The sequence below is a fragment of the Streptomyces sp. NPDC058246 genome, from assembly GCF_042881985.1.
In the GTDB taxonomy this organism is placed as follows: domain Bacteria; phylum Actinomycetota; class Actinomycetes; order Streptomycetales; family Streptomycetaceae; genus Streptomyces.
On the sequence record NZ_JBHVWZ010000005.1, the window covers coordinates 283,157 to 304,475 of the forward strand.

A 21,319-nucleotide genomic window follows, 5' to 3' on the forward strand; every position below is an offset into this window, starting at 1 on the left:
GGCTCGGCACCGAATTCGGTGCCGAGCCCGTTTCGTTTCCGCTCGAACCCCCCCCGGTTCCGCGATCAGACCACGGCAGGCACCGCCACCGGCGCCTCCGGCCCCACATACCGAGCCGCCGGCCGGATGATCTTCGGGTCCTCCGCCTGTTCCAGGATGTTGGCGCTCCAGCCGACGACGCGGGCGGCGGCGAAGGTGGGGGTGAACATCTCGCGGGGCAGACCGCACAGGTCCATGACCACGCCGGCGTAGAACTCCACGTTGGTGCGCAGGGCGCGGCCGGGCTTGAGTTCGGCCAGGATCGCTTCCACCTGGCGTTCGACCTCGACCGCGAAGTCGACCAGCGGACCGCCGAATCGCTGAGCGATGCCACGGAGCATGCGCGAACGCGGGTCCTCCGTACGGTAGACGGGGTGACCGAAGCCCATGATGCGATCGCCGGCGAGGACGCGTGCGCGGATCCATGGGTCGATGCGGTCAGGTGTCCCGATCGCGTCGAGGGTGTCCAGAGCGCGGCTGGGAGCACCACCGTGGAGCGGGCCCGAGAGGGCACCGACCGCACCCACTAGGCACGCCGCCACGTCCGCCCCCGTCGACGTGATCACCCTTGCCGTGAAGGTTGATGCATTGAATCCGTGGTCAATGGTGGATATCAAGTACTGCTCGACCGCCCGCGCCCGCGCCACGTCCGGCACCGAACCCGTCAGCATGTAAAGGTAGTTGGCGGCGTACGCGAGGTCGTCCCGCGGCTCCACCGGCTCCAGCCCCTGCCCGAGCCGGTACAGCGCGGTGAGCAGCGTCGGTACGGCCGCGGTCGCCGCGAGCGTGTCGGCGCGACGCCGGTCGGCGTCGATGTCGTACACCGGCCGAAACCCCGACGCCGCACCGAGCAGCGACAACGCGGTGCGCAGCCCGGCGAGCGGCCCCGAGAGGCCTGTCGCCGCGGCGATCGCGGGCAGTGCGGCCCGTACGTCGTCGGGCAGTCGGCGCAGCTCCGCCGTCCGCGCGGTGAACGCGGCCCGCTGTTCCGCGTCGGGCAGTTCACCGTGGACCAGCAGATGCCAGACGTCCTCGAAGCCGCGGGTCTGCGCGAGTTCTACGGCCGAGTACTGGCGGTAGTGGTAGAAGCCCTCCAGCCCCCTGACGTCACCCAGTTGGGTGTCGGTGACGACGACGCCCGCGAGTCCTCGCGGCACATCGACAGAGGTGGATCCGGCCCGGCTGATCGGCATGTTTCCTCCCTGGACTTGATTCGACTGTCCATGCTTGACTCAATTTCTGTCAATGTTGATCCAGTCAATACATCGATACACGGATACGGTGGCGACCATGAGGGATCGAGAAGCCGCAACGCCGGAGCACGAGGGCCGACGGCTCAGCACCAAGGAGACCGCCGAACTGCTCGGCGTGAAGCCCGAGACCGTGTACGCATATGTGAGCCGCGGTCAGCTCAGCAGTCGGCGCGAATCCGGAGGGCGCGGGAGCACCTTCGACGCCAAGGAGGTGGGGGCGCTCGCGCGGCGCAACAGGCGGGAGACGAGCGGAAGTTCGAACACGGGCGGCGAGCTCTCGGTCCGTACCCGCATCACGTTGATCGACAAGGACCGGTACTACTTCCGTGGCGTCGACGCCACGGAACTGGCCGCGCGGTACTCCTACGAGGAGATCACCGAGTGGCTGTGGACCGGAGAGCTGCGTCCCGGCGTCACGTTCACCGCCCCGGAGGCGTCCATCGCCGCCGCCCGACGCGCCGTCGACGCGCTGCCGGAACACAGCGGCCCGACGGACCGGCTGCGCGTCGCCACGATCGCCGCGGCGGCCGCCGACCCGCTGCGCTTCGACCTCTCCGAAGACGCCGTCCTCGGCACCGGACGCACCCTCATCCCCACCCTCGTCGCCGCGCTTCCGCCGCTGAGACACGACCACCGCGACGAGGGCCCGCTGGCCCACCGCCTGTGGGGTCGGCTCACCGGACGCACGCCCGACGAGGCATCACTGCGCGTGCTGGACACGGCACTCGGGCTGCTCGTCGACCACGACCTGGCCGCCTCGACGCTCGCGGTCCGGGTCGCCGCGTCGGCCCGGGCCCATGCGTACGCGGCCGTCTCCGCGGGTCTCGGCGTGCTCGAGGGCCCGTTGCACGGCGCTGCCAGCGGGCTCGCGCACCGGCTGCTCCTCGACGTCCTTGACAGGGGCACCGCGGCCCCCGTGGTCGCGGACGAGTTGCGCGCCGGACGCCGCGTCCCGGGGCTCGGCCACCGGCTCTACCCCGAAGTGGATCCACGCGCGCGTGCCCTGTTCGCCCTCCTGGAGGAGATGCCGGGCGCGGCACCCGCCCTGGCGGCGGCCCGTGACGTCGTGACCACCACCGCCCGCCACACGCCGCTGCACGCCAACGTCGACCTGGCCCTGGCCGTCCTCACCGTCTCCTCCGGCATGCCGGCCTCGGCGGGCGAGACGGTCTTCGCGATCGCCCGGACGGCGGGCTGGATCGCCCACACCTTGGAGGAGTACGAGGAGCGCCCCCTGCGCATGCGCCCGAGTGGTCGGTACGTGGGCGAGCGCCCGCCACAGCCGCTCCCGGGCCAGGCGGCCGGCAGATAGGCGCATGCCCCGGCGGAGCCCGTCGGTGCCCAGGGCGCCCCCCACCTCACACCTCCGGATCGCACGCTCCCGCGGCCCGCCGCACCCGCCCCCACTCCGTCGCGCGCCCCCAAACACCACCACGCGCCCCCACGTCCCGCCGCACGCCAAGACTTCCCTCCCTGCGCCCCCATGCGCGCGGCCGGAAGTCGCCCTCGCTCAAGTCAGGTTAGGCTCACCTCTGTGAGTACGTGCACGAGCGCGTCGCGGCACCTCGACGAGCCCCTCGCGGGGACCGCGGCCACCGCGAGGACATGGCTGCTGATCGAGCAGTCCGGGCCCTGGGGTGCCAAGGCGCTCACTTCGAGCCACCTGGATCCCGCGCTCGGCCGCGCCCTAGAAGCGGCCGCGGACGGCACCGGCGTTCGGATCGCCCTCATCCGCCGCCCCGGACGGCACGCCGACTGCGGTGACTCCGCCGAGCGCCATGTGTATGCGGCCCACACCACTCCGGGAAACGTATGGCTGCACAGCGCCACAACCTGTGCTCCCGAGCAGGTGCTCGACCTCGACTTCGCCGCACTCGGTATGGGTGACCCACATACCTTCGACGCGGTTCTCCAGGGCCGGCCCCACACGGGTGACCCGCTCGCCCTTGTCTGCACCAACGGCAAGCGCGACCGCTGCTGCGCGTTGCTCGGACGCCCTCTCGCGACCGAGCTCAGCTCCTCCGGGGTGGAGGATGTCTGGGAGGTCACCCATCTGGGCGGTCACCGCTTCTCGCCCACGCTGCTCGTCCTGCCGTACGGATACGCGTACGGGCGCGCGGAGTCCCACGCCGTCAAGGAGGTCCTCCAGGGCGTCGGGGAGGGGCGCGTCGTCGTCGAGGGCTGCCGTGGGAGGTCCACCTGGGAGCGGCCGGGGCAGGCGGCCGAGCTGGCCGTGCGTACAGCCGCGGGAGAGCACTCCGCTGACGCCCTGACCGTGGTGCGCACGGAGGGCGCCGCGCCGCGCTGGGAGGTCACTGTCACCCACACCGACGGCCGTCTGTGGCGCGTCATCGTCGCGCAGGGCGCCTCACTGCCGCCCCGCCCGGAGAGCTGCGGTTCGCCGCTGGGCTCGCCGGCCCGGATGGACGTGGTGGCGGTACGGGAGCTGACGACGACGGCGTTCGCCGTACCCTGCTGACGACCGGTCCCGCTGCCCCTACGGCCCCGGCAGGCAGCCGCCCGTATCGCCGCCGCAGGCCGATTCGTCCCCCGTCGACGCCCCATGAAGCCGTCCCGCCCGCATCACCCCGCGAGGCCTGCCCTTCTCCCGCCGGCCCCGGATCCCGCGCTCGTGGCCCTCGTACGCGTACCCCTCCCCCAGGGGCCTCCGCCACGACCACCTCACAGCTCTCCCACTTGACGATCAAGAGATCCACGCCACATCCCCTACGGCGATGTCCGACCGCCCCCGTACCGTCATAGGCATGAGCCCCACTCCCCCCGCACGACGACTGCGCCTCGGTCTTCCGCGGCGGGTGTTCTCGCAGGTGCTGTTGATGCAGGTGGCGATCGCGGCCGGCGTCGCTGTGCTCGCCACCGGACTGTTCCTCGCGCCGCTCAGCGCGCAGCTGGACGACCAGGCGATGCGCCGCGCGCTCGCCATCGCGCAGACCACGGCGGAGCAGCCGCAGATCGCCGAAGACCTCCAGACGACGCGTCCGTCCGTGAACGGGCCCGTACAGGCCGAGGCGGAGCGGATTCGGAAGGCCACCAAAGCCGAGTACATCGTGGTCATGAACATGAAGTGGATCCGCTGGTCGCACACCGATCCGACGCAGATCGGCAAGAAGGTCTCGACCGACCCCCGTCAGGCCCTGGCAGGCGACGAGGTCATGGAGATCGACAACGGCACTCTCGGCCGCTCGGCCCGTGGCAAGGTACCGCTGCGCGACGCCGACAACCGGATCGTCGGTGCGGTCTCGGTCGGCATCAAGTACGACAGTGTGCGCGCCCGGCTGATCGATGCCATACCGGGCCTCCTCGGATACGCGGGCGGGGCCATGGCCGTCGGTGCGCTGGCCGCGTATCTGATCTCCCGAAGAGTGCAGCGACAGACCCGTGACCTGGCCTTCTCCGATATCTCGGCGCTGCTAGCGGAGCGCGAGGCGATGCTGCACGGCATCCGCGAGGGCGTCGTAGCTCTGGACCGCGGCGGCCGTGTGCGCCTCCTCAACGACGAGGCGCAACGTCTGCTGGGCGTCGACGCCGAGGCCATCGGGCAGCCGCTCGACGACGCGCTCGGCCCGGGCCGTACGACCGATGTGCTGGCCGGGCGCGTCACCGGCACCGACCTGCTCACCGTCCGCGGACAGCGGGTCCTGGTCGCCAACCGCATGCCCACCGACGACGGCGGCGCCGTCGCCACCCTGCGCGACCGCACCGAGCTGGAGCAGCTCGGCCGCGAACTCGACTCCACGCGCGGCCTGATCGACGCGCTGCGCGCCCAGGACCATGAGCACGCCAACCGCATGCACACGCTTCTGGGACTGCTCGAACTGGAGATGTACGACGACGCCGTGGAGTTCGTCGGCGAGGTCGTCGGGGACCACAGGGTGACGGCGGAACAGGTCACCGAGAAGATCCACGATCCGCTGCTCGCCGCCCTGCTGGTCGGCAAGGCGACCGTCGCCGCCGAGCGCGGAGTGGCTCTGTGGATCTCGGACCGGACCCTGTTGCCGGACCGGTTGATCGACCCCCGGGGGCTGGTGACCGTCGTCGGGAACCTCGTCGACAACGCGCTCGACGCCGTCGCGGGCACGCCGCACGCGCGCGTGGAGGTCGAATTGCGGGTTGATGGGCGAACCGCCGTACTGCGGGTACGCGACACCGGGCCCGGAATCCCGGAGGAGCGGCGCGAGTTGATCTTCACCGATGGGTGGACCACCAAGAAGCCACCGGCCCACGGCAAGCGCGGAATCGGCCTCTCCTTGGTGCGCCGCCTCGCCGAACGGCAGGGCGGCAGCGCGGAGGTGGCCGAGGCGGACGGCGGGGGCGCCGAGTTCACGGTCGTACTGCCGGAGGCCCTGACGGAACCCGAGCTCATCCCAGAACCCGAGCTCACCCCGGAGCCGCGGCGCGCGCCGGAGCAGGAGCGCGCGCCGGAGCAGGAGCGCGCGCCTCATCCCGAGGATCCGATCACTCCGGCACCGGGCCTGGCGCCACACTCGGAGGGTCCGATCACTCCGGCACCGGCCCTCGCGCCACGCTCGGACGATCCGGCGGCTCCGGAATCGGGCCTGGCGCCGGAGCACGACCGCCCCCAGCGCGTGCCGAAGCCGACGCCTGCACCACAGACACCCGCCACCCCCGTCACCCCCGCCACAGACGCCGAGCACGACAAGGAGCAGTCGCGATGATCGAGGTCCTGGTCGTGGACGACGACACCCGGGTCGCGCGGGTCAACGCCGCCTACGTGGAGAAGGTGCCGGGCTTCCACGTCGCGGGCGAGGCACACAGCGCGGCCGAAGCGCTGCACCGAATGGAGTCGCTGCCGCATCTGGACCTGGTCCTCATGGACCACTATCTGCCGGACGAGACGGGCCTCGCGGTCGTCCAGGAGATGCGTCGGCGCGGCCATCAGACCGACGTGATCATGGTGACCGCGGCGCGTGACATCTCGACCGTCCAGGCGGCGATGCGGCAGGGCGCGCTTCAGTACCTGGTCAAGCCGTTCGCGTTCGCGGGACTGCGCGCCAAGCTGGAGGCGTACGCGGGTCTGCGCCGCACCCTCGACGGCGGCGGGGAGGCCGAACAGTCCGAGGTGGACCGGATCTTCGGCGCCCTGTCGGCGAGCGCGGAACCCGATCTGCCCAAGGGCCACTCCCCCAGCACCGCGGAGCTCGTACGCCGTGCCCTGGTGAACGCCGAGGGCCCGCTGTCGGCCCAGGAGATCGCGGAGGAGACCGGACTGAGCCGGCAGACCGCCCAGCGCTATCTGAAGCTCCTGGAGCGCACGGGGAGGGCCAGGCTGACCCTCAAATACGGCGACGCGGGCCGCCCGGAGCATCGCTACGTCTGGGCGACCCGCGTCTGAGGGCACGGCTGAGGAGGCGGCCACCCACCGTGAAGGCGGCTGCCGTCGTACTCAGCCCGTGGCCGCCTTCTTCACGAACTCCGTGGTGTACGTCTTGCTCAGGTCCACCTTGGCATTCTTGATGTTGGGGTTGAACGCCTTGAGGACCTTCTCGACGGTCTCGGGCCCGTCCTGGGGCATCACGCCGTCGTTGGTGAACATCGGCAGCGTGGCCTTGATCGCCCCGGCGTAGAGCGTCTTGTCGCCCTGGGAGTAGTCGGCGGGCATCTTGGCGGCGATGTCGGACGCGGTGTGCGTGGACATCCACTTGAGGGTCTTGACGAAAGCGTTGACCAGCTTCTGGACCGTCTCCTTGTGGCCGTTCACCCAGTCCGTCTGCATGTAGAGGCTGGACGAGGGGTACGGTCCGCCGAGCGCTTCCTGCGACCCCTGCGGCGTACGCATGTCGATGAGGACCTTGCCGAGGTTCTTCTGGAGAACCGTGGCGACGGTCGGATCGGTCGTCATACCGCCGTCGATGGCCCCCTTCTGGAGGGCGGAGACGAACGTCGGTCCGGCGCCGACGGCGACCGGCGTGAACTCGCTGACCTTCACACCGTTCTTGACCGCGAGGTACTTGGTGAGGAAGTCGGTCGAGGAGCCGAGGCCGGTGATGCCGAGCTTCCTGCCCTTGAAGTCCTTGGGCGAAGTGATGTCCCCCGCACGCTTGTTGGAGACGATCTCCACCTCGCCGGGCGCGTGCGAGAACTGGACGACGGACTCCACGGACTTGCCCTTGGTCTGCAGGTCCAGGGTGTGGTCGTAGAAGCCGACGGCTCCTTGGACCTGCCCGGAGACCAGGGCGGTCTCGGCCTGGACACCGGCCGGCTCGCTCAGGAGTTGGACATCCAAACCCTCGTCATTGAAGTAGCCGAGCCGCTGCGTCAGCATCGCGGGCAGATAGATGACCTTGTCCAGGCCGCCGACCATGATCTTGACGTGTTCACCCTTGCCGCCACCCCCGTTGCTTCCGGAGTCGGCCGTCGAACTGGCCGCGTCGTTGGCGCAGGCGGTGAGCGAGGTGAGAGCGAGCAGACCGGCGGCTGCCAGCGCGGAGTATCTGGCGGTCTTGCGCATGGTGGGTCACGTCCTTGTGAGAGAGAAGAGTGGGTGCGTACGACGGGATCAGCGGTCGGAGTCCGACGGCTTCCACCGGAAGATGCGGCTCTCGGCGAAGGTCAGCAGCCCCTCGGCGAGCAGGGCGACGACCGCGAGGATGACCATCGCGGCGTACACGCCGGCCGCGTTGAAGGTCCCCTGCGACTGCGCGACGAGCAGGCCGATGCCCTTGGTCGCCCCGATGTACTCGCCGACGATGGCGCCGATGAGCGCGAAACCGAAGCTGACGTGCAGGCTGGTGAAGATCCACGAGGTGGCGGACGGGATGACGACCTGAAGCGTCACCCGGCGGTCGCTCGCACCGAGGATGCGAGCGTTGGCCACGAGGTTGCGGTCCACTTCCCGGGCGCCCTGGAAGGCGTTGAAGAACACTGGGAAGAAGACGAGCACCACGGCCGACGCGACCTTGGAGGCCGGTCCGAGCCCGAACCAGATCACGAAGATCGGTGCGAGGACGATCCTGGGTATGGAGTTGAGCACCTTGATGTATGGACCAAGGACATCGGCGAGAAAGGCGATACGCCCGAGCGCGATACCGAAGACCACACCGGCGATCACACCGATGACCCAGCCGAGCAGCGCCTCATGGAGCGTGTACCAGATCTGCTCGCCGAGCGAGCCGAGCGCGGTCCCATGCATCACCCACGTGTAGATCTGGTCCCAGATCTTCGACGGCATGGAGAAGTTGAACGGGTCGATGACCTTGGCCCGTGAGAGCACCTCCCACAGGCCGAGCACCGCGACCAGGAGCAGCGCACGGGCGGTGCCCACCACGATCTTGCGTCGGCGCGCGGCGCGGGCGCGGGAGTGCGCGCGGTCCGTCTTGGCAGGCTCGGACACGGTCGGGGCGACGACGGCCTCGGGCAGGGTCTCAGGCGACATGGGCCGCACCTCTCTCGCGGGTGATGCGGACCTCTTCGCCGAGGGACTCCCAGATCTCGCGGTAGATCTCGATGAACCGCGGCTCCAGACGCACCGATTCGACCTTGCGCGGCCGCGGCAGATCGATGTCGAAGACCTGCTTCACGGTGGCGGGGCCGGCGGTCATCACGACGACCTTGTCGGCGAGCGCGATGGACTCTTCCAGGTCGTGGGTGACGAAGACGACCGAGGCGCCCGTGCCTTCCCACAGTTCGAGCAGCTCGTCCGACATCAGGGCCCTGGTCTGTACGTCGAGCGCCGAGAAGGGCTCGTCCATCAGCAGGATCTCGGGGTCGTTGACGAAGGTCGCGGCGAGGGCGACACGCTTGCGCTGGCCGCCGGAGAGCTGGTGCGGGTAGCGGTCCTCGAAGGCCGAGAGCCCGACCCGGGCCAGCCATTCACGAGCCCGCCGCTTCGCCTCGGCCTTGGGCACGCCACGGAAGCGGGGCCCCGCCATCACATTCGACAGGACCGTACGCCAGGGGAAGGTGGCGTCCTGCTGGAAGACGAAGCCGACCTTGTCACCGACGCCGGCGACCGGCTCACCGGCGACCAGGACGTCGCCCTCGGTGGGCTCTTCTAGGCCGCTCACCAGGGTCAGCGTCGTCGACTTCCCGCACCCGGTGGGGCCGACGACGGCCACGAACTCGCCCCGGCCGACGGTCAGGTCCAGTTCCCTGACCGCCGTGTGCAAACCCCCTGACGGGGTCTTGAAGATCTTGCTCGCGCCCCGCAGCTCGATGGCGGGGCTGGTGTCTGCGCTCATGGCCCGGGAACGTAGATGTGGCGGGGCCACAGCATCAGTCTTCTGGGCGCATGGAGTTCTTTTGCTTGCAACAGCCTGTTGTGCTCATTTTGCTCGCGCTACAACAGCGGAGCCGAAACACGGGCTTAACGCTCGCCAGGGCTTGAGGGAAAGAGGCCCGATGATTGACGTCCTGGTCGTGGACGACGATTTCCGCGTCGCCGAGATCAACGCCAAGTACGTGGGTAAGGTTCCCGGCTTCCGGGTGGCCGCCCGCGCGCACAGTGCTGCCCAGGCCCTGGCAGCCGTCGAGCGCGCACCCATCGACCTGGTGCTGCTCGACCACTATCTGCCCGACCGGACGGGCCTCGAACTGGTCCACCGGATGCGCGAACGCGGCCATGGCACCGACGTGATCATGATCACCGCGGCCAGTGACGTGACGACCGTCCAGGCCGCGATGCGCCTGGGCGCCCTGCACTATCTGGTCAAGCCGTTCACCTTCGCCGCCCTGCGCACCCGACTCGACTCGTATGCCGCCCTGCGCCGCACCGTCGACCGGGTGGGCGGCCGCGGCGTGGCCGGCCAGGAGCAGGTCGACCGGATCTTCGGCGCTCTGCGCACCGCGCCCGTGCCCTCGTCACCGGGGCTGCCCACCGGTCACTCGGAGCCGACCACGGACCTCATCTGCGATGTCCTGCACCGCGCGAGACACCCGCTGTCGGCCCACGAAGTCGCCGCCGAGACCGGCCTCAGCCGCTCCACCGCCCAGCGCTATCTGCGCCACCTCGAACAGGCGGGCCGCCTGCGCCTCTCGCTCAAGTACGGCGACACGGGACGCCCGGAGCACCGGTACGCCTGGGTGGCCCCTTAGCCCCTCGCGTACGACTGTTCCGTACGTACCTGGTGGGCTTCCCCGGTTCGCCGCTCACACCGCCGGAGGCGGCCTCACACGGCCCCGGCGCCCGTGAGCGCGCGCACCTCGATCTCGGCGTGCTTGGCCTCGTCCGGCGGCTCCGCGGAGGTGACCGTGCCGAGCCAGCCGGCGAGGAAGCCCAGAGGGATCGAGACGAGGCCCGGGTTCTGCAGCGGGAAGTACTGGATGTCCACGCTCGGGAACAGCGATTCGGGGCTGCCCGACACCACGGGTGAAAGGAGCACGAGCAGCAGCGCGGGTACCAGGCCGCCGTATACGGCCCACACCGCGCCGCGCGTCGTGAAGGACCGCCAGAACAGTGAGTACAGCAGCACGGGCAGGTTCGCGGACGCGGCGACCGCGAAGGCGAGGCCCACCAGGAAGGCCACGTTGAGATCGCGGGCGAGCAGCCCTAGCGCGATCGCGACGACACCGATCCCGACGGCCGCCGCTCGCGCCACGGCCACCTCGCTGCGCGGCTTCGCGTGCCGCCGGCGCAACGACGCGTACAGGTCGTGGGCCACCGACGCCGAGGAGGCGAGCGTGATTCCGGCGACGACCGCCAGGATGGTGGCGAAGGCGATCGCGGCGACGATCGCGAAGAGAACCGTTCCTCCCGTGGAGTTCACGCCGCCGCCCAGATCGAGTGCCAGCAGCGGGACCGCCGTGTTCCCGGCCGCGTTCGACCCGCGTACCGCCTCGGGGCCGACGAGCGCGGCCGCGCCGAAGCCCAGCACGATCGTCATGAGGTAGAAGCCCCCGATGAGCCCGACCGACCAGACCACCGAGCGGCGCGCGGCCCTCGCCGTCGGCACCGTGTAGAACCGGGACAGGATATGCGGCAGCCCGCCCGTGCCGAGCACGAGTGCGAGACCCAGGCTGATGAAGTCGAAGCGCGCGGTCCAGCTCCCGCCGTACTTCAGCCCGGGCGCCAGGAACGCCGCACCGTGTCCGCTGCGCTCCGCCGCCGCATGCAGCAGCTGGTTGAAGTCCCCGTGGAAACGCACCAGGACGAGCACGGTCAGCGCCATGGACCCGCTCAGGAGCAGCACCGCCTTGACGATCTGGATCCATGTGGTGGCCCGCATCCCTCCCAGCGACACGTAGATCACCATGAGCGCGCCGACGCCGATCACCGTCCAGTTCCGCGCGGCCTCGCTCGTGCCCCCGAGAAGCAGCGCGACCAGGCTGCCCGCTCCCACCATCTGCGCCACCAGATACAGAACGGACACGGTCACCGAGGACGTTCCCGCCGCGATCCGCACCGGCCGCTCGCTCATCCGCGCCGCTACCACGTCGGCGAGCGTGAACCGCCCGCAGTTGCGCACCAGTTCGGCCACCAGGAACAGGACCACGAGCCACGCGACAAGGAACCCCACGACGTACAACAACCCGTCGTAGCCATAGAGCGAGATGAGTCCGGTGACGCCCAGGAAGGAAGCCGCCGACATGTAGTCGCCGGAGATGGCAAAACCATTCTCCATCGGCGAGAACAACCGCCCTCCGGCGTAGAACTCCTCCGCCGAACCATGCCGATTGCGGCTCACCCACGTCGTGATCGCCAGCGTCACCGCCACAAACGCGCTGAACAGCAGCAGGGCGAGCGTCTGATGGTTGCCGGTCACCGCTCATCCCCTCGGACGTTCCGCGTCAGCTCCTGGGTGTCCCAACGCAGGTCGAGCGCGGCCCGGTCCCTGCGCAGCCGCGCATGCCGCGCGTAGGCCCAGGTGAACAGGAACGTCGTGAGGAACTGCCCGAGCCCCGCGACCAGCGCCACGTTCACCGAGCCGGCGACGGGCCGGGCCATGAAGCCGGGCGCCGTCGTCGCGGTCACCACATAGCCCACATACCAGGTGAAGAACACGGCCGTGCCCGGCACCACGAACCTCCGGTACCGGCTGCGCACTTCCTGGAAGGCGGCGCTGCGCTGCACCTCCAGATAGACGTCGGCCGCCCCGCCCGTCCGTCCTTCGTGCTCCGGGCGCGCGGGCGGCACGGCGGGAGCGGGCGCACCCGTGCCGTCCAACTCACCCCAGCCGGAGGCGAGCGCGTCGTACCAGGGGTCGTCGAACCGGACCTTCCCGGTGTCGCCGCCGTCGTGCTTCTCCACCGAACTCTCCTTGTCCGCGGCCCGTTTCGACCGCGTGCCCAAGGATGTGCAGATCGGGAAGATCCCGGACTCTTCTCCCCGTGGTCTTCACCCCATCAGGTGACTCAATCCGCCGGTGGCCGTACCAGACCCTTCCCATACGCGTAACGGACTGCCTGAGCCCGGTCCTTGAGACCGGCCTTGGCGAAGAGGTTGTTGATGTGGGTCTTCACGGTGGCCGTTGAGACATGCAGCTTCCGGGCGATCTCATGGTTGCTGAGCCCCTCGGCGATCAGCAGAAGTACCTCTGTCTCGCGCGTGGTCAGCCCGTCCGGCGCCTCCGCGGGCGGGGCCGGATCGCGTTCCGGCTCCGACAGCCGCTCCAGCAGCCGCCGTTGGACGCTCGGCGAGAGCCCCGCGTCCCCGGACAACACGCTCTCCACCGCCCGTACGATCTCGTCGCCTCCCGCGTCCTTGGTGAGATAACCGCGGGCTCCCGCTCTGAGCGCGGGAAACAGTGACTCGTCGTCCGCGTACGTGGTGAGCACCACGACCTGCGTCCCGGGGTGCTCGGCTCGGATGCGCCTAGTGGCCTCGACACCATCGCAACGGGGCATGCGCAGGTCCATCAGCACGACGTCCGGTGCGAGTTCGGCGACCAGCGCCACGGCCTCGTCCCCGTCACCGGCCGCTCCGACGACCTCGATCCCGGGCAACAACCCCAGCAGCATCACAATGCCCTCGCGCACCACGGTCTGGTCGTCCGCCACCACGACCCGCGCCGGCTTCCTGCCCACCCCCTCGGTCTCCGTCATACAGGCACCTTCAGCGTCACCGCGAACCCCTCCTCGTCCGGCCCGGCCTCCAACGAGCCACCCAGCAGCTCGGCACGCTCCCGCATGCCCAGCAGACCGTACCCGGCTCCCGAGCCGCTGAGTTCGCCCGGCGGGCCGCCCGAGTCCCGTACGTCCAGCGTCACTTCGCGCTCGCCGTAGTCCAGCCGTACGTGGACCTTGGCGCCCGGAGCGTGCTTGCGTACGTTCGTCAGTGCCTCCTGCGCGACTCTGCGGACGGCCTGCGAGGCCTCGGCGCGCAGCGCCTGCCGTGCGCCTGTCACGGTGACGTCGGCGCCGTCGGCCGTGGCGACGAGTTCGCTGAGGAAGTCCTCGAGCGGGGACATGTCTCCCCGCAGCGCGGAAAGTGCCTGCCGCGTCTCCGCGAGCCCCTCCCGGGCCATCCCCCGCGCCGCCACCACCCGTTCGAGGATCGTCTCCCGGTCCGCGCCCCGCTCGATGAGCAGCCGGGCCGCCTCCAGATGCACGAGCTGCGCGGAGAGGCTGTGGGCCAGCACATCGTGGATATCCCGCGCGATCCTGGCCCGCTCGGCGAGAGCCGCCGACTCCGCCTCGGCCGCACGCGCCGCGCGCTCCTGGGCGAGCAGCCGATGGGCACTGCCCCGAGCCTCGGCGTCCAGGCGCAACACGTATCCGCCCAGGATGAGGCCCGCCGTCGTGGCCACGGTGGTCAGCCAGACATCGTTGTTGACCGCCGCGTACGCGCCCATCGCCACGGAGGTGACGGGCAGGGCTGCTGCAAGAGGCAGCCGCTCGATGGCGCTGATGGCGCACCCGCACCACAGGACCAGCGCAGGCACCCGGAAGCCCGCACCCTGTCCCACCGTCGCAATCGTGAGAAGGAGTGTGAGCAGTGCCAGAGACGGCAGCAGACGGTGTTCGAGCGTAGTCCGCCAGAAGCCCCATGCGGCGACCGCGCACACGAGGATTCCCACAACGCCCGCGGCCGCACCCCAACCGTCCAGGTGACTGTTGGCGAAGGTCGTCCCGATGAGCGCGCCGAGGGCGATGGCCCGCGTGGTCCAGGCGAGCGCGCGCCGCGCCCTGGGCACTCCCTCTCGGGAGAGTGCCTCGCGGGAGGGCCACCGCTTCCAGGCGTTCTCGGTCACACACGCTCCTTCCACGCGCCCTGCGGGACGTCGTCACCGTACGCCGGGCTCTGCTCGTACGCCGGGCTCTGCTCGTACGCCGGGGCCAGGGACTGAGACCTCCAGACCAGCAGACCGGAACGGACGAGCAGGGTGGCCGCGAGCGCGAGCAGCAGAGCGGAGGAGCCCTGGTGCACACCGAGCAGGGCGCCGATGCCGAACAGCCCCACGCGCAGGCCTATGCCCACGATCCAGACGGCCACGCTGGCCTTGGTGCTCTTGCTCCACACCGAGCCGTCCGGTTCTGCCCATATCCGCGTGGTCCACGCCCAGCCGGCGCCGGTGGCCAGCCCTATGAGCAGCTCCGCACCCAGTAGCACGATGGCCTCGGTGCGATGGTGGGCGTCGATCATCCCGGGCTCACGCGCCGCGATGAAGACCAGGACGGCGGGCACGACCCACCAGCGCTTGTCCGTGCCGACCCGGCTCGTGCGGAACTGGCGCGCGATCACCAACACGACAACAGCGCAGATCACCAATGCATTGACGAGCCCGGACATCACGGCCTCCGTGGGCGAGGAAGAGCGGTAGCGGCAGCGGGAGCTGTCGACGCCTTCGACGCTACGGAAATCGGCTGGTCAGCAGATCGGAGCCAGGGTGGATCACGGGTGGATCCCAGACCACCCCGACCCTCCACCCAGGGGTGGAGGCCTCCGCCGACTTCCGGCGCCCGGGACCGGGGGCCCGGGCAAGGCACCGCCCCGGGCAGGGGGCCGGGGCAGAGGCAGGGGGAAGTCTCTTCGCCCCTGCCCCTGCCCACCTCGTAGATCACACCGGCAGGCGAACCACCCAGTCCAGCGGCAGCGTCTACGCGTCGATACGCGACCGGTCCAACGTCGCCGCCGAACTGGAGATGAACTCCTTGCGCGGAGCCACGTCGTTCCCCATCAGCAGATCGAACACCTGCTCCGACGCCTCAAGATCGGAGATGTTGATCCGACGCAGCGTCCGGTGCCGGGGGTCCATCGTCGTCTCGGCCAGCTGGTCGGCGTCCATCTCGCCCAGACCCTTGTAGCGCTGGATCGAGTCCTTGTACCGCACGTTCTTGCGCTGCAGCTCCAGCAGCGTCTCGCGCAGCTCACGGTCCGAATACGTGTAGACGTACTTGTCCTGCCCCTTCTTGGGCTGACTGAGCTCGATCCGATGCAGCGGCGGCACCGCCGCGAACACCCGCCCCGCCTCGACCATCGGCCGCATGTACCGCTGGAACAGCGTCAGCAGCAGAATCCGGATGTGCGCGCCGTCGACATCGGCGTCGACGAGAAGGATGATCTTCCCGTAGCGCGCCGCGTCGATGTCGAAGGTCCGGCCGGACCCCGCCCCTATGACCTGGATGATCGCCCCGCACTCGGCGTTCTTCAGCATGTCCGTCACGGACGCCTTCTGAACGTTGAGGATCTTGCCGCGGATCGGCAGCAGCGCCTGGAACTCTGAGTTCCGGGCGAGCTTGGCCGTGCCGAGCGCGGAGTCGCCCTCGACGATGAAGAGCTCGCTGCGCTCCACGTCGTCACTGCGGCAGTCAGCGAGCTTGGCGGGCAGCGAGGAGGACTCCAGGGCCGTCTTCCGGCGCTGCGCGTCCTTGTGCTGGCGGGCCGCGATCCGCGTACGGGCGGCGGCGACGGCCTTCTCCATGACGACGCGCGCCTGTGCGGCGGCGTCCCGCTTCGTGGAGGTCAGGAACGCCTTGAGCTCCTTGGAGACCACATTGGTCACGATGCGGCGGGCCGCCGAGGTGCCGAGCACCTCCTTGGTCTGGCCCTCGAACTGCGGCTCGGCGAGCCGCACGGTGACGACCGCGGTCAGGCCCTCCAGGGCGTCGTCCTTGACGATGTCGTCCTCGGCGACGCGCAGCAGCTTCTTGGCACGCAGTACCTCGAGCATCGTCTTGGTGACGGCCTGCTCGAAGCCGGCGACGTGGGTGCCGCCCTTGGGGGTGGCGATGATGTTCACGAACGACTTGAGGGTCGTGTCGTAGCCGGTGCCCCAGCGCAGGGCCACGTCGACGCCCAGCTCCCGGGTGACCTCGGTCGGTGTCATCTGTCCGTGGTCGTCCAGGACCGGGACGGTCTCCTTGAAGGAGCCCTGCCCGGAGAAGCGGAGGATGTCGCAGACCGGCTTGTCACTGGCCAGGTACTCGCAGAATTCGCTGATGCCTCCGTCGAAGCGGAAGGACTCCTCGCCCTTGCTGCCCCCTTCACCGAGTCCGTACTCGTCGCGGACGACGATGGTCAGGCCCGGCACCAGGAAGGCCGTCTGGCGGGCGCGCTGGTGCAGGTTCTCCAGCGAGAGCTTGGCGTCCTTGAGGAAGATCTGGCGGTCGGCCCAGTAGCGCACGCGCGTGCCGGTGCGGGTCTTGGGGATCCGCTTGATCTTGCGCATCCCGCTGGTCGCCTCGAAGGCCGCCTCGGGGCCGTCCGCCTTGAACACCCCGGGAGTACCCCGCCGGAAGCTCACCGCATGGGTCTGGCCGCTGCGGTCCACCTCGATGTCCAGGCGGGCGGAGAGCGCGTTCACCACGGAGGCGCCCACGCCGTGCAGGCCGCCGGAGGCCGCGTACGAGCCGCCGCCGAACTTGCCGCCGGCGTGCAGCTTGGTCATCACGACCTCGACGCCGGACAGACCGGTCTTGGGTTCCACGTCGACCGGGATGCCGCGGCCGTTGTCCCGCACCTCCACCGAGCCGTCGTCGTGCAGGATGACGTCGATGTGGTCGCAGTAGCCGCCGAGGGCCTCGTCCACGGCGTTGTCGATGATCTCCCACAGGCAGTGCATCAGGCCGCGACTGTCGGTCGACCCGATGTACATGCCAGGGCGCTTGCGCACGGCCTCGAGCCCCTCGAGGACGAGCAGGTGCCGCGCGGTGTAGTTGGAACCGTCCCGGTCTGCTCCGGTCAGCAGCGCTGTGGACGGCACGGACGTTTCGGCGGTCACGCGGTTCGCTCCTCGCTGAATTTCAGATGGGACCCTTTTGGGTAAGGGCCCGGCTTCGGTCGCCGCTCAGAGGGTACCGAGGCCTGGTAGAGCCGTTGTAACGCCACCCTCGCATGAACTCAGACTAGTCCAGGCTCGCATGGGTGTTCGATCCCTCGATGGAGTGAAGTACATATCACGTTCCCTTCCAGGCATGAACCATTTAGGCTCCGGGCACGTCCTCATGAACAACCGGCAAGCCAGCCGGGAGGGCCGACCCTGACAGACAGCGCGAACCCGTAAGACACGAAGACACGTAATACGGCTCATTCGCCGCCACCCGGCAGCAGACAGCCGCCCCGGAGAGAAATTTTCGAGGAAAAGCCACGAGCGGGAACGTTTTCGGCCTGGTTGGATGTTGACCCTGGTACGACAGCTCGTCGAGCTAGAGAAGAGGCGACGTGACTACTGTTCTGACCCCCGCGAGCCCGCTGACGGCCGCTGACCGCTGCGACCGTTGCGGCGCCCAGGCATATCTGCGCGTCGTCCTCCTGAGCGGCGGAGAACTGCTCTTCTGCGCCCACCACGGTCGCAAGTTCGAGCCGGAACTCAAGAAGATCGCCGCTGAGATACAGGACGAGACGGAGCGACTGACGTCCGTTCCCGAAAGCGTCAACGACGAAGAACGCTGACACTTCGCATCAACGACGAGCGAGTGCCGGCATCAGGCCGGTGTACGGGCGGCCACTCCCTGGACACAGGGAGTGGCCGCCCGTACTCGTACCGCATCGCCCGGGGCGCTAGCGTCTTTCCGGCCCAGCACCCCATAGGCTCCCCCGAGCCGCGAGGGCAGCGCCCCAGCGTCTCTCACCGCCGTCCGGACCACCGTGTCACGGACGGCCCCAGCGCGCCTGAACACGCCGTCCAGCGGCTCCCACAGCGCGCCTAGGACAGCCGGAGAACCTGTCCAGCAGGGCCCCGGGCCACAGCAGGCCCCGTCGGACGCCTGGAGCAACCTTCAGCGGCTCCCGTGGCGCGCGCCCTGGACCGTACCCGCTGCCGCGGGCCCTGCCGTCACAGGTCCCTTCGTACGCCTGGACCACCGTGCAGTGTTTCCACCGAGCGCCCGGGTCACGTCCGACACCCGCGTATAGACCCCTGGGCTACCAGGCCGCCCGCAGCCGATGCCCCACGACACCAGGCCGATGAGCCGCCCCTGGGCGACCAGCGGCCCGCCGCTGTCCCCCTGGCAGGCGTCCCGGCCGCCCGCGAGCTTCCCGGCGCAGAGCATGGACTGAGCCTCGTACTTACCGTCGGCGCTGCCCGGATAGGCCCGCTGGCAGGCGGTGTCCGGGAGCACGTCCACGTGCGCGGCGCGCAGACTGTGTACGTAGTCGCCCCCGCCCGTCGTATCGCCCCAGCCGTAGACCACGGCGGCCGTGCCCGGCTTGTACGCGGTGTCCCCTGAGGACGCCGTATGGATGACCGAGCTCTCGGGAAGGGGGGAGCTGAGTGTGAGGACGCCGAAGTCCCCGGCGTTCGTATAGCTGTCGTACTGCGGGTTGACCCAGATGTCACGGACCGGGATCTCCTTGCCGTCGCTCGACAGCAGGTCTCCGCGGCCCGTGATGACCTTCAGGTCACGTACCTGTCGCGGTGGCACCCCCAGGACGTCCGCGCCCAGGCAGTGGGCCGCGGTCAGCACCGTGGACGGGCTGATCACCACTCCTCCGCAGAACTGTCCTGCACGCGTACCCCCGAACCGGTCACGGCTGGACAGTGCCACGGTCCACGGGCTCTCGGAGATCTCCACCGGATAGCCGCCGATGACGATGCTGTCGGCCGCCGCCGGAGCGGGGCTCGCCAGTGGTATCACGGAGGCGGCGGCCGCGAGGGCCAGCACTGAGGCAAAGGGACGGCGCATGCGCGTTCCTCACTCTGGGATGGTCATGGAACACCCAGAGTGATCCAGCGCACGCGGGCACGCATTCCGCGCACACGTCGAGGGCCCGACCCCCTGCGGGAGTCGGGCCCTCGGTGACGTACGGCCGAGACCTAGTCGAGGTAGTCGCGCAGCACCTGGGAGCGCGACGGATGACGCAGCTTCGACATCGTCTTGGACTCGATCTGGCGGATCCGCTCACGCGTCACGCCGTACACCTTGCCGATCTCGTCGAGGGTCTTCGGCTGACCGTCGGTGAGACCGAAGCGCATCGAGACAACGCCTGCCTCGCGCTCGGACAGGGTGTCGAGAACGGAGTGCAGCTGCTCCTGGAGGAGCGTGAAGCTGACCGCGTCGGCCGGGACGACGGCCTCGGAGTCCTCGATGAGGTCACCGAACTCGCTGTCGCCGTCCTCGCCCAGCGGGGTGTGCAGCGAGATGGGCTCACGGCCGTACTTCTGGACCTCGATGACCTTCTCGGGGGTCATGTCGAGTTCCTTGGCCAGCTCCTCCGGGGTGGGCTCGCGGCCCAGGTCCTGGAGCATCTGACGCTGCACGCGCGCGAGCTTGTTGATGACCTCGACCATGTGCACCGGGATACGGATGGTGCGGGCCTGGTCGGCCATGGCGCGGGTGATCGCCTGACGAATCCACCAGGTGGCGTACGTGGAGAACTTGTAGCCCTTGGTGTAGTCGAACTTCTCGACCGCGCGGATCAGACCGAGGTTGCCCTCCTGGATGAGGTCCAGGAAGAGCATGCCGCGGCCGGTGTAGCGCTTGGCCAGGGAGACCACCAGACGGAGGTTGGCCTCCAGGAGGTGGTTCTTGGCTCGGCGGCCGTCCTCGGCGATGATCTCCAGCTCGCGCTTGAGCTTGGGGGCGAGCTTGTCGGCGTTGGCCAGCTTGTCCTCGGCGAACAGACCGGCCTCGATGCGCTTGGCGAGCTCCACCTCCTGCTCGGCGTTGAGCAGCGGGACCTTACCGATCTGCTTGAGGTAGTCCTTGACCGGGTCGGCGGTGGCACCGGCAGCGGCAACCTGCTGCGCCGGCGCGTCGTCCTCGTCCTCGTCGGACAGTACGAAGCCGGCGCTCTCGGCACCTTCGGGCTCGTCGCCCTTGCCGGGTGCGGGGGTCTCCTCGACCGCCTCGTCGTCGACCAGCTCGACGTCGTCCTTCTTGGCGGTGGTCTTCTTGGCCGCCGTCTTCTTGGCGACCGTCTTCTTCGCGACGGCCTTCTTGGCGACCGTCTTCTTGGCAGCGGCCTTCTGTGCGGGCGCGTCCTCAGCCGGATCGCCCGCGGCGGGCATCGCCGGATCAGCCGTGGCGGTGGCCTTCTTGGCGGTCACCGTCTTCGCCGCCACGGTCTTGGTGGCGGTGCGCTTGGCCGGACTCTTCGCTGCGACGCTCTTTCGGGTGCGCTTGGGCTCCGCGGCACTGACCATCAGCGTCACACCCTCTTCCTCGAGGATCTGGTTGAGGCTGCGCAGTACGTTCTTCCACTGAGTGGCCGGAATCTGGTCAGCTTCGAAGGCCCGACGCACGTCATCGCCGGCGATCTGCCCCTCAGCCTTTCCCCGCTCAATGAGCGCCATGACAGAGACGGACTCGGCGATCTCCGGCGGGAGCGTACGGGATGTGCTGGCCGACACGAACAACCTCTCGGAACGTTGGAAAACGGCTTCCGGCCCCGTCCACTGTGGACAGGAACCGACGACCGCCGACTTGGGGATGGGTCGACGGCGCGGGCGGGGGCCGGGAAGATGCACAGCGCCGTTACCGGCGTCCGTATTCCCTCCGCGGCTGTCACCTCTTAGGTCATCGCGCTGTTCCGAAGAGCGTTACGCCCAATCCGCGTGGCCCGAGTCACACCCCGTAAGCGGTCAAAAGCGTCCAGATACGGTCAGACAAGGTCAGCCGATGACCCACGTCCGCCTCGCGCCGCCGGACCCCGCCGGGTCCAGGAATGGATC

The 21,319-nt window shown here is 69.4% G+C and carries 18 protein-coding genes; 6 read left to right on the forward strand and 12 right to left on the reverse strand.

Going from position 1 to position 21,319, the window contains the following annotated elements; translation table 11 throughout:
• Positions 1-65 precede the first annotated feature (65 nt).
• Positions 66-1,232 (reverse strand): citrate synthase, encoded by a 1,167-nt coding sequence (locus tag ACFVXA_RS10345; RefSeq protein ID WP_390024597.1) that lies wholly within the window; start codon positions 1,230-1,232, stop codon positions 66-68.
• Between the two features lie 97 nt (positions 1,233-1,329).
• Between ACFVXA_RS10345 and ACFVXA_RS10350 the strand changes: the two genes are divergently transcribed.
• From ACFVXA_RS10350 to ACFVXA_RS10365, 4 genes are all read left to right on the forward strand, one after another.
• The gene (locus ACFVXA_RS10350) at positions 1,330-2,604 is read left to right on the forward strand and encodes a citrate synthase (protein ID WP_362017099.1); all 1,275 of its coding nucleotides are present in this window, start codon (positions 1,330-1,332) and stop codon (positions 2,602-2,604) included.
• 222 nt (positions 2,605-2,826) lie between these two features.
• Positions 2,827-3,771 carry a sucrase ferredoxin gene (locus ACFVXA_RS10355; protein WP_390024599.1) on the forward strand — a complete coding sequence of 315 codons (945 nt, stop codon included), beginning with the start codon at positions 2,827-2,829 and terminating at the stop codon, positions 3,769-3,771.
• Between the two features lie 286 nt (positions 3,772-4,057).
• Complete coding sequence (locus tag ACFVXA_RS10360) at positions 4,058-5,989, forward strand: ATP-binding protein (RefSeq protein WP_390024601.1); 1,932 nt, start codon at positions 4,058-4,060, stop codon at positions 5,987-5,989.
• Entirely contained in the window at positions 5,986-6,666 is a 681-nt protein-coding gene (locus ACFVXA_RS10365; protein ID WP_390024603.1) for a response regulator, read from the forward strand. The genes ACFVXA_RS10360 and ACFVXA_RS10365 overlap by 4 nt, the downstream gene beginning before the upstream one ends.
• A gap of 51 nt (positions 6,667-6,717) precedes the next feature.
• Here the strand turns inward: ACFVXA_RS10365 and ACFVXA_RS10370 are convergent, their stop codons facing one another.
• From ACFVXA_RS10370 to ACFVXA_RS10380, 3 genes are read right to left on the reverse strand one after another with little or no spacing between them, the layout of a single operon-like run.
• Positions 6,718-7,782, reverse strand: a complete 1,065-nt coding sequence (locus tag ACFVXA_RS10370) for an ABC transporter substrate-binding protein (protein WP_383740316.1) — start codon at positions 7,780-7,782, stop codon at positions 6,718-6,720.
• 48 nt (positions 7,783-7,830) lie between these two features.
• Positions 7,831-8,706 carry an ABC transporter permease gene (locus tag ACFVXA_RS10375; protein ID WP_389751705.1) on the reverse strand — a complete coding sequence of 292 codons (876 nt, stop codon included), beginning with the start codon at positions 8,704-8,706 and terminating at the stop codon, positions 7,831-7,833.
• Positions 8,696-9,511, reverse strand: coding sequence for an ABC transporter ATP-binding protein (locus ACFVXA_RS10380; protein ID WP_362017087.1), 816 nt, complete (start codon positions 9,509-9,511; stop codon positions 8,696-8,698). Before ACFVXA_RS10380 ends, ACFVXA_RS10375 begins: the two co-directional genes overlap by 11 nt.
• Positions 9,512-9,671: 160 nt before the next feature.
• Between ACFVXA_RS10380 and ACFVXA_RS10385 the strand changes: the two genes are divergently transcribed.
• Positions 9,672-10,364, forward strand: a complete 693-nt coding sequence (locus ACFVXA_RS10385; RefSeq protein ID WP_383740322.1) for a response regulator — start codon at positions 9,672-9,674, stop codon at positions 10,362-10,364.
• 74 nt (positions 10,365-10,438) lie between these two features.
• Here the strand turns inward: ACFVXA_RS10385 and ACFVXA_RS10390 are convergent, their stop codons facing one another.
• The 6 genes from ACFVXA_RS10390 to ACFVXA_RS10415 form a co-directional block, all read right to left on the reverse strand.
• On the reverse strand, positions 10,439-12,031 hold the full coding sequence (locus ACFVXA_RS10390; protein WP_383740324.1) for a cation acetate symporter: 1,593 nt from the start codon (positions 12,029-12,031) through the stop codon (positions 10,439-10,441).
• The gene (locus ACFVXA_RS10395) at positions 12,028-12,516 is read right to left on the reverse strand and encodes a DUF485 domain-containing protein (RefSeq protein WP_362017081.1); all 489 of its coding nucleotides are present in this window, start codon (positions 12,514-12,516) and stop codon (positions 12,028-12,030) included. Before ACFVXA_RS10395 ends, ACFVXA_RS10390 begins: the two co-directional genes overlap by 4 nt.
• Positions 12,517-12,620: 104 nt before the next feature.
• Positions 12,621-13,310, reverse strand: a complete 690-nt coding sequence (locus tag ACFVXA_RS10400) for a response regulator (protein WP_383906568.1) — start codon at positions 13,308-13,310, stop codon at positions 12,621-12,623.
• Entirely contained in the window at positions 13,307-14,458 is a 1,152-nt protein-coding gene (locus ACFVXA_RS10405; protein WP_383906565.1) for a histidine kinase, read from the reverse strand. Before ACFVXA_RS10405 ends, ACFVXA_RS10400 begins: the two co-directional genes overlap by 4 nt.
• Positions 14,455-14,997, reverse strand: coding sequence for a DUF1453 domain-containing protein (locus ACFVXA_RS10410; protein ID WP_383906561.1), 543 nt, complete (start codon positions 14,995-14,997; stop codon positions 14,455-14,457). The genes ACFVXA_RS10405 and ACFVXA_RS10410 overlap by 4 nt, the downstream gene beginning before the upstream one ends.
• 307 nt (positions 14,998-15,304) lie before the next feature.
• A complete protein-coding gene (locus ACFVXA_RS10415; protein WP_383906558.1) occupies positions 15,305-17,428 on the reverse strand; it encodes a type IIA DNA topoisomerase subunit B in 2,124 nt (707 codons plus the stop codon).
• 440 nt (positions 17,429-17,868) lie between these two features.
• Here ACFVXA_RS10415 and ACFVXA_RS10420 point away from each other — a divergent pair, with 440 nt between their 5' ends.
• Positions 17,869-18,099, forward strand: a complete 231-nt coding sequence (locus ACFVXA_RS10420) for a hypothetical protein (protein WP_121406526.1) — start codon at positions 17,869-17,871, stop codon at positions 18,097-18,099.
• Between the two features lie 326 nt (positions 18,100-18,425).
• On the opposite strand, the gene ACFVXA_RS10425 is transcribed toward ACFVXA_RS10420, so the two are convergent.
• Both ACFVXA_RS10425 and ACFVXA_RS10430 read right to left on the reverse strand, forming a co-directional pair.
• On the reverse strand, positions 18,426-19,331 hold the full coding sequence (locus ACFVXA_RS10425) for a serine protease (RefSeq protein WP_362017070.1): 906 nt from the start codon (positions 19,329-19,331) through the stop codon (positions 18,426-18,428).
• Positions 19,332-19,462: 131 nt separating this feature from the next.
• Positions 19,463-20,998 (reverse strand): RNA polymerase sigma factor, encoded by a 1,536-nt coding sequence (locus ACFVXA_RS10430; RefSeq protein ID WP_362017068.1) that lies wholly within the window; start codon positions 20,996-20,998, stop codon positions 19,463-19,465.
• Between the last annotated feature and the right edge of the window lie 321 nt (positions 20,999-21,319).

Excerpts from the sequence above, each read along its gene's own strand:
- ACFVXA_RS10385 (WP_383740322.1), top strand. The coding sequence starts at position 9,672 with ATGATTGACGTCCTGGTCGTGGACGACGATTTCCGCGTCGCCGAGATC.
- ACFVXA_RS10410 (WP_383906561.1), bottom strand. The coding sequence starts at position 14,997 with ATGTCCGGGCTCGTCAATGCATTGGTGATCTGCGCTGTTGTCGTGTTG.
- ACFVXA_RS10365 (WP_390024603.1), top strand. The coding sequence starts at position 5,986 with ATGATCGAGGTCCTGGTCGTGGACGACGACACCCGGGTCGCGCGGGTC.
- ACFVXA_RS10350 (WP_362017099.1), top strand. The coding sequence starts at position 1,330 with ATGAGGGATCGAGAAGCCGCAACGCCGGAGCACGAGGGCCGACGGCTC.
- ACFVXA_RS10375 (WP_389751705.1), bottom strand. The coding sequence starts at position 8,706 with ATGTCGCCTGAGACCCTGCCCGAGGCCGTCGTCGCCCCGACCGTGTCC.
- ACFVXA_RS10345 (WP_390024597.1), bottom strand. The coding sequence starts at position 1,232 with ATGCCGATCAGCCGGGCCGGATCCACCTCTGTCGATGTGCCGCGAGGA.
- ACFVXA_RS10370 (WP_383740316.1), bottom strand. The coding sequence starts at position 7,782 with ATGCGCAAGACCGCCAGATACTCCGCGCTGGCAGCCGCCGGTCTGCTC.
- ACFVXA_RS10360 (WP_390024601.1), top strand. The coding sequence starts at position 4,058 with ATGAGCCCCACTCCCCCCGCACGACGACTGCGCCTCGGTCTTCCGCGG.
- ACFVXA_RS10380 (WP_362017087.1), bottom strand. The coding sequence starts at position 9,511 with ATGAGCGCAGACACCAGCCCCGCCATCGAGCTGCGGGGCGCGAGCAAG.
- ACFVXA_RS10425 (WP_362017070.1), bottom strand. The coding sequence starts at position 19,331 with ATGCGCCGTCCCTTTGCCTCAGTGCTGGCCCTCGCGGCCGCCGCCTCC.
- ACFVXA_RS10400 (WP_383906568.1), bottom strand. The coding sequence starts at position 13,310 with ATGACGGAGACCGAGGGGGTGGGCAGGAAGCCGGCGCGGGTCGTGGTG.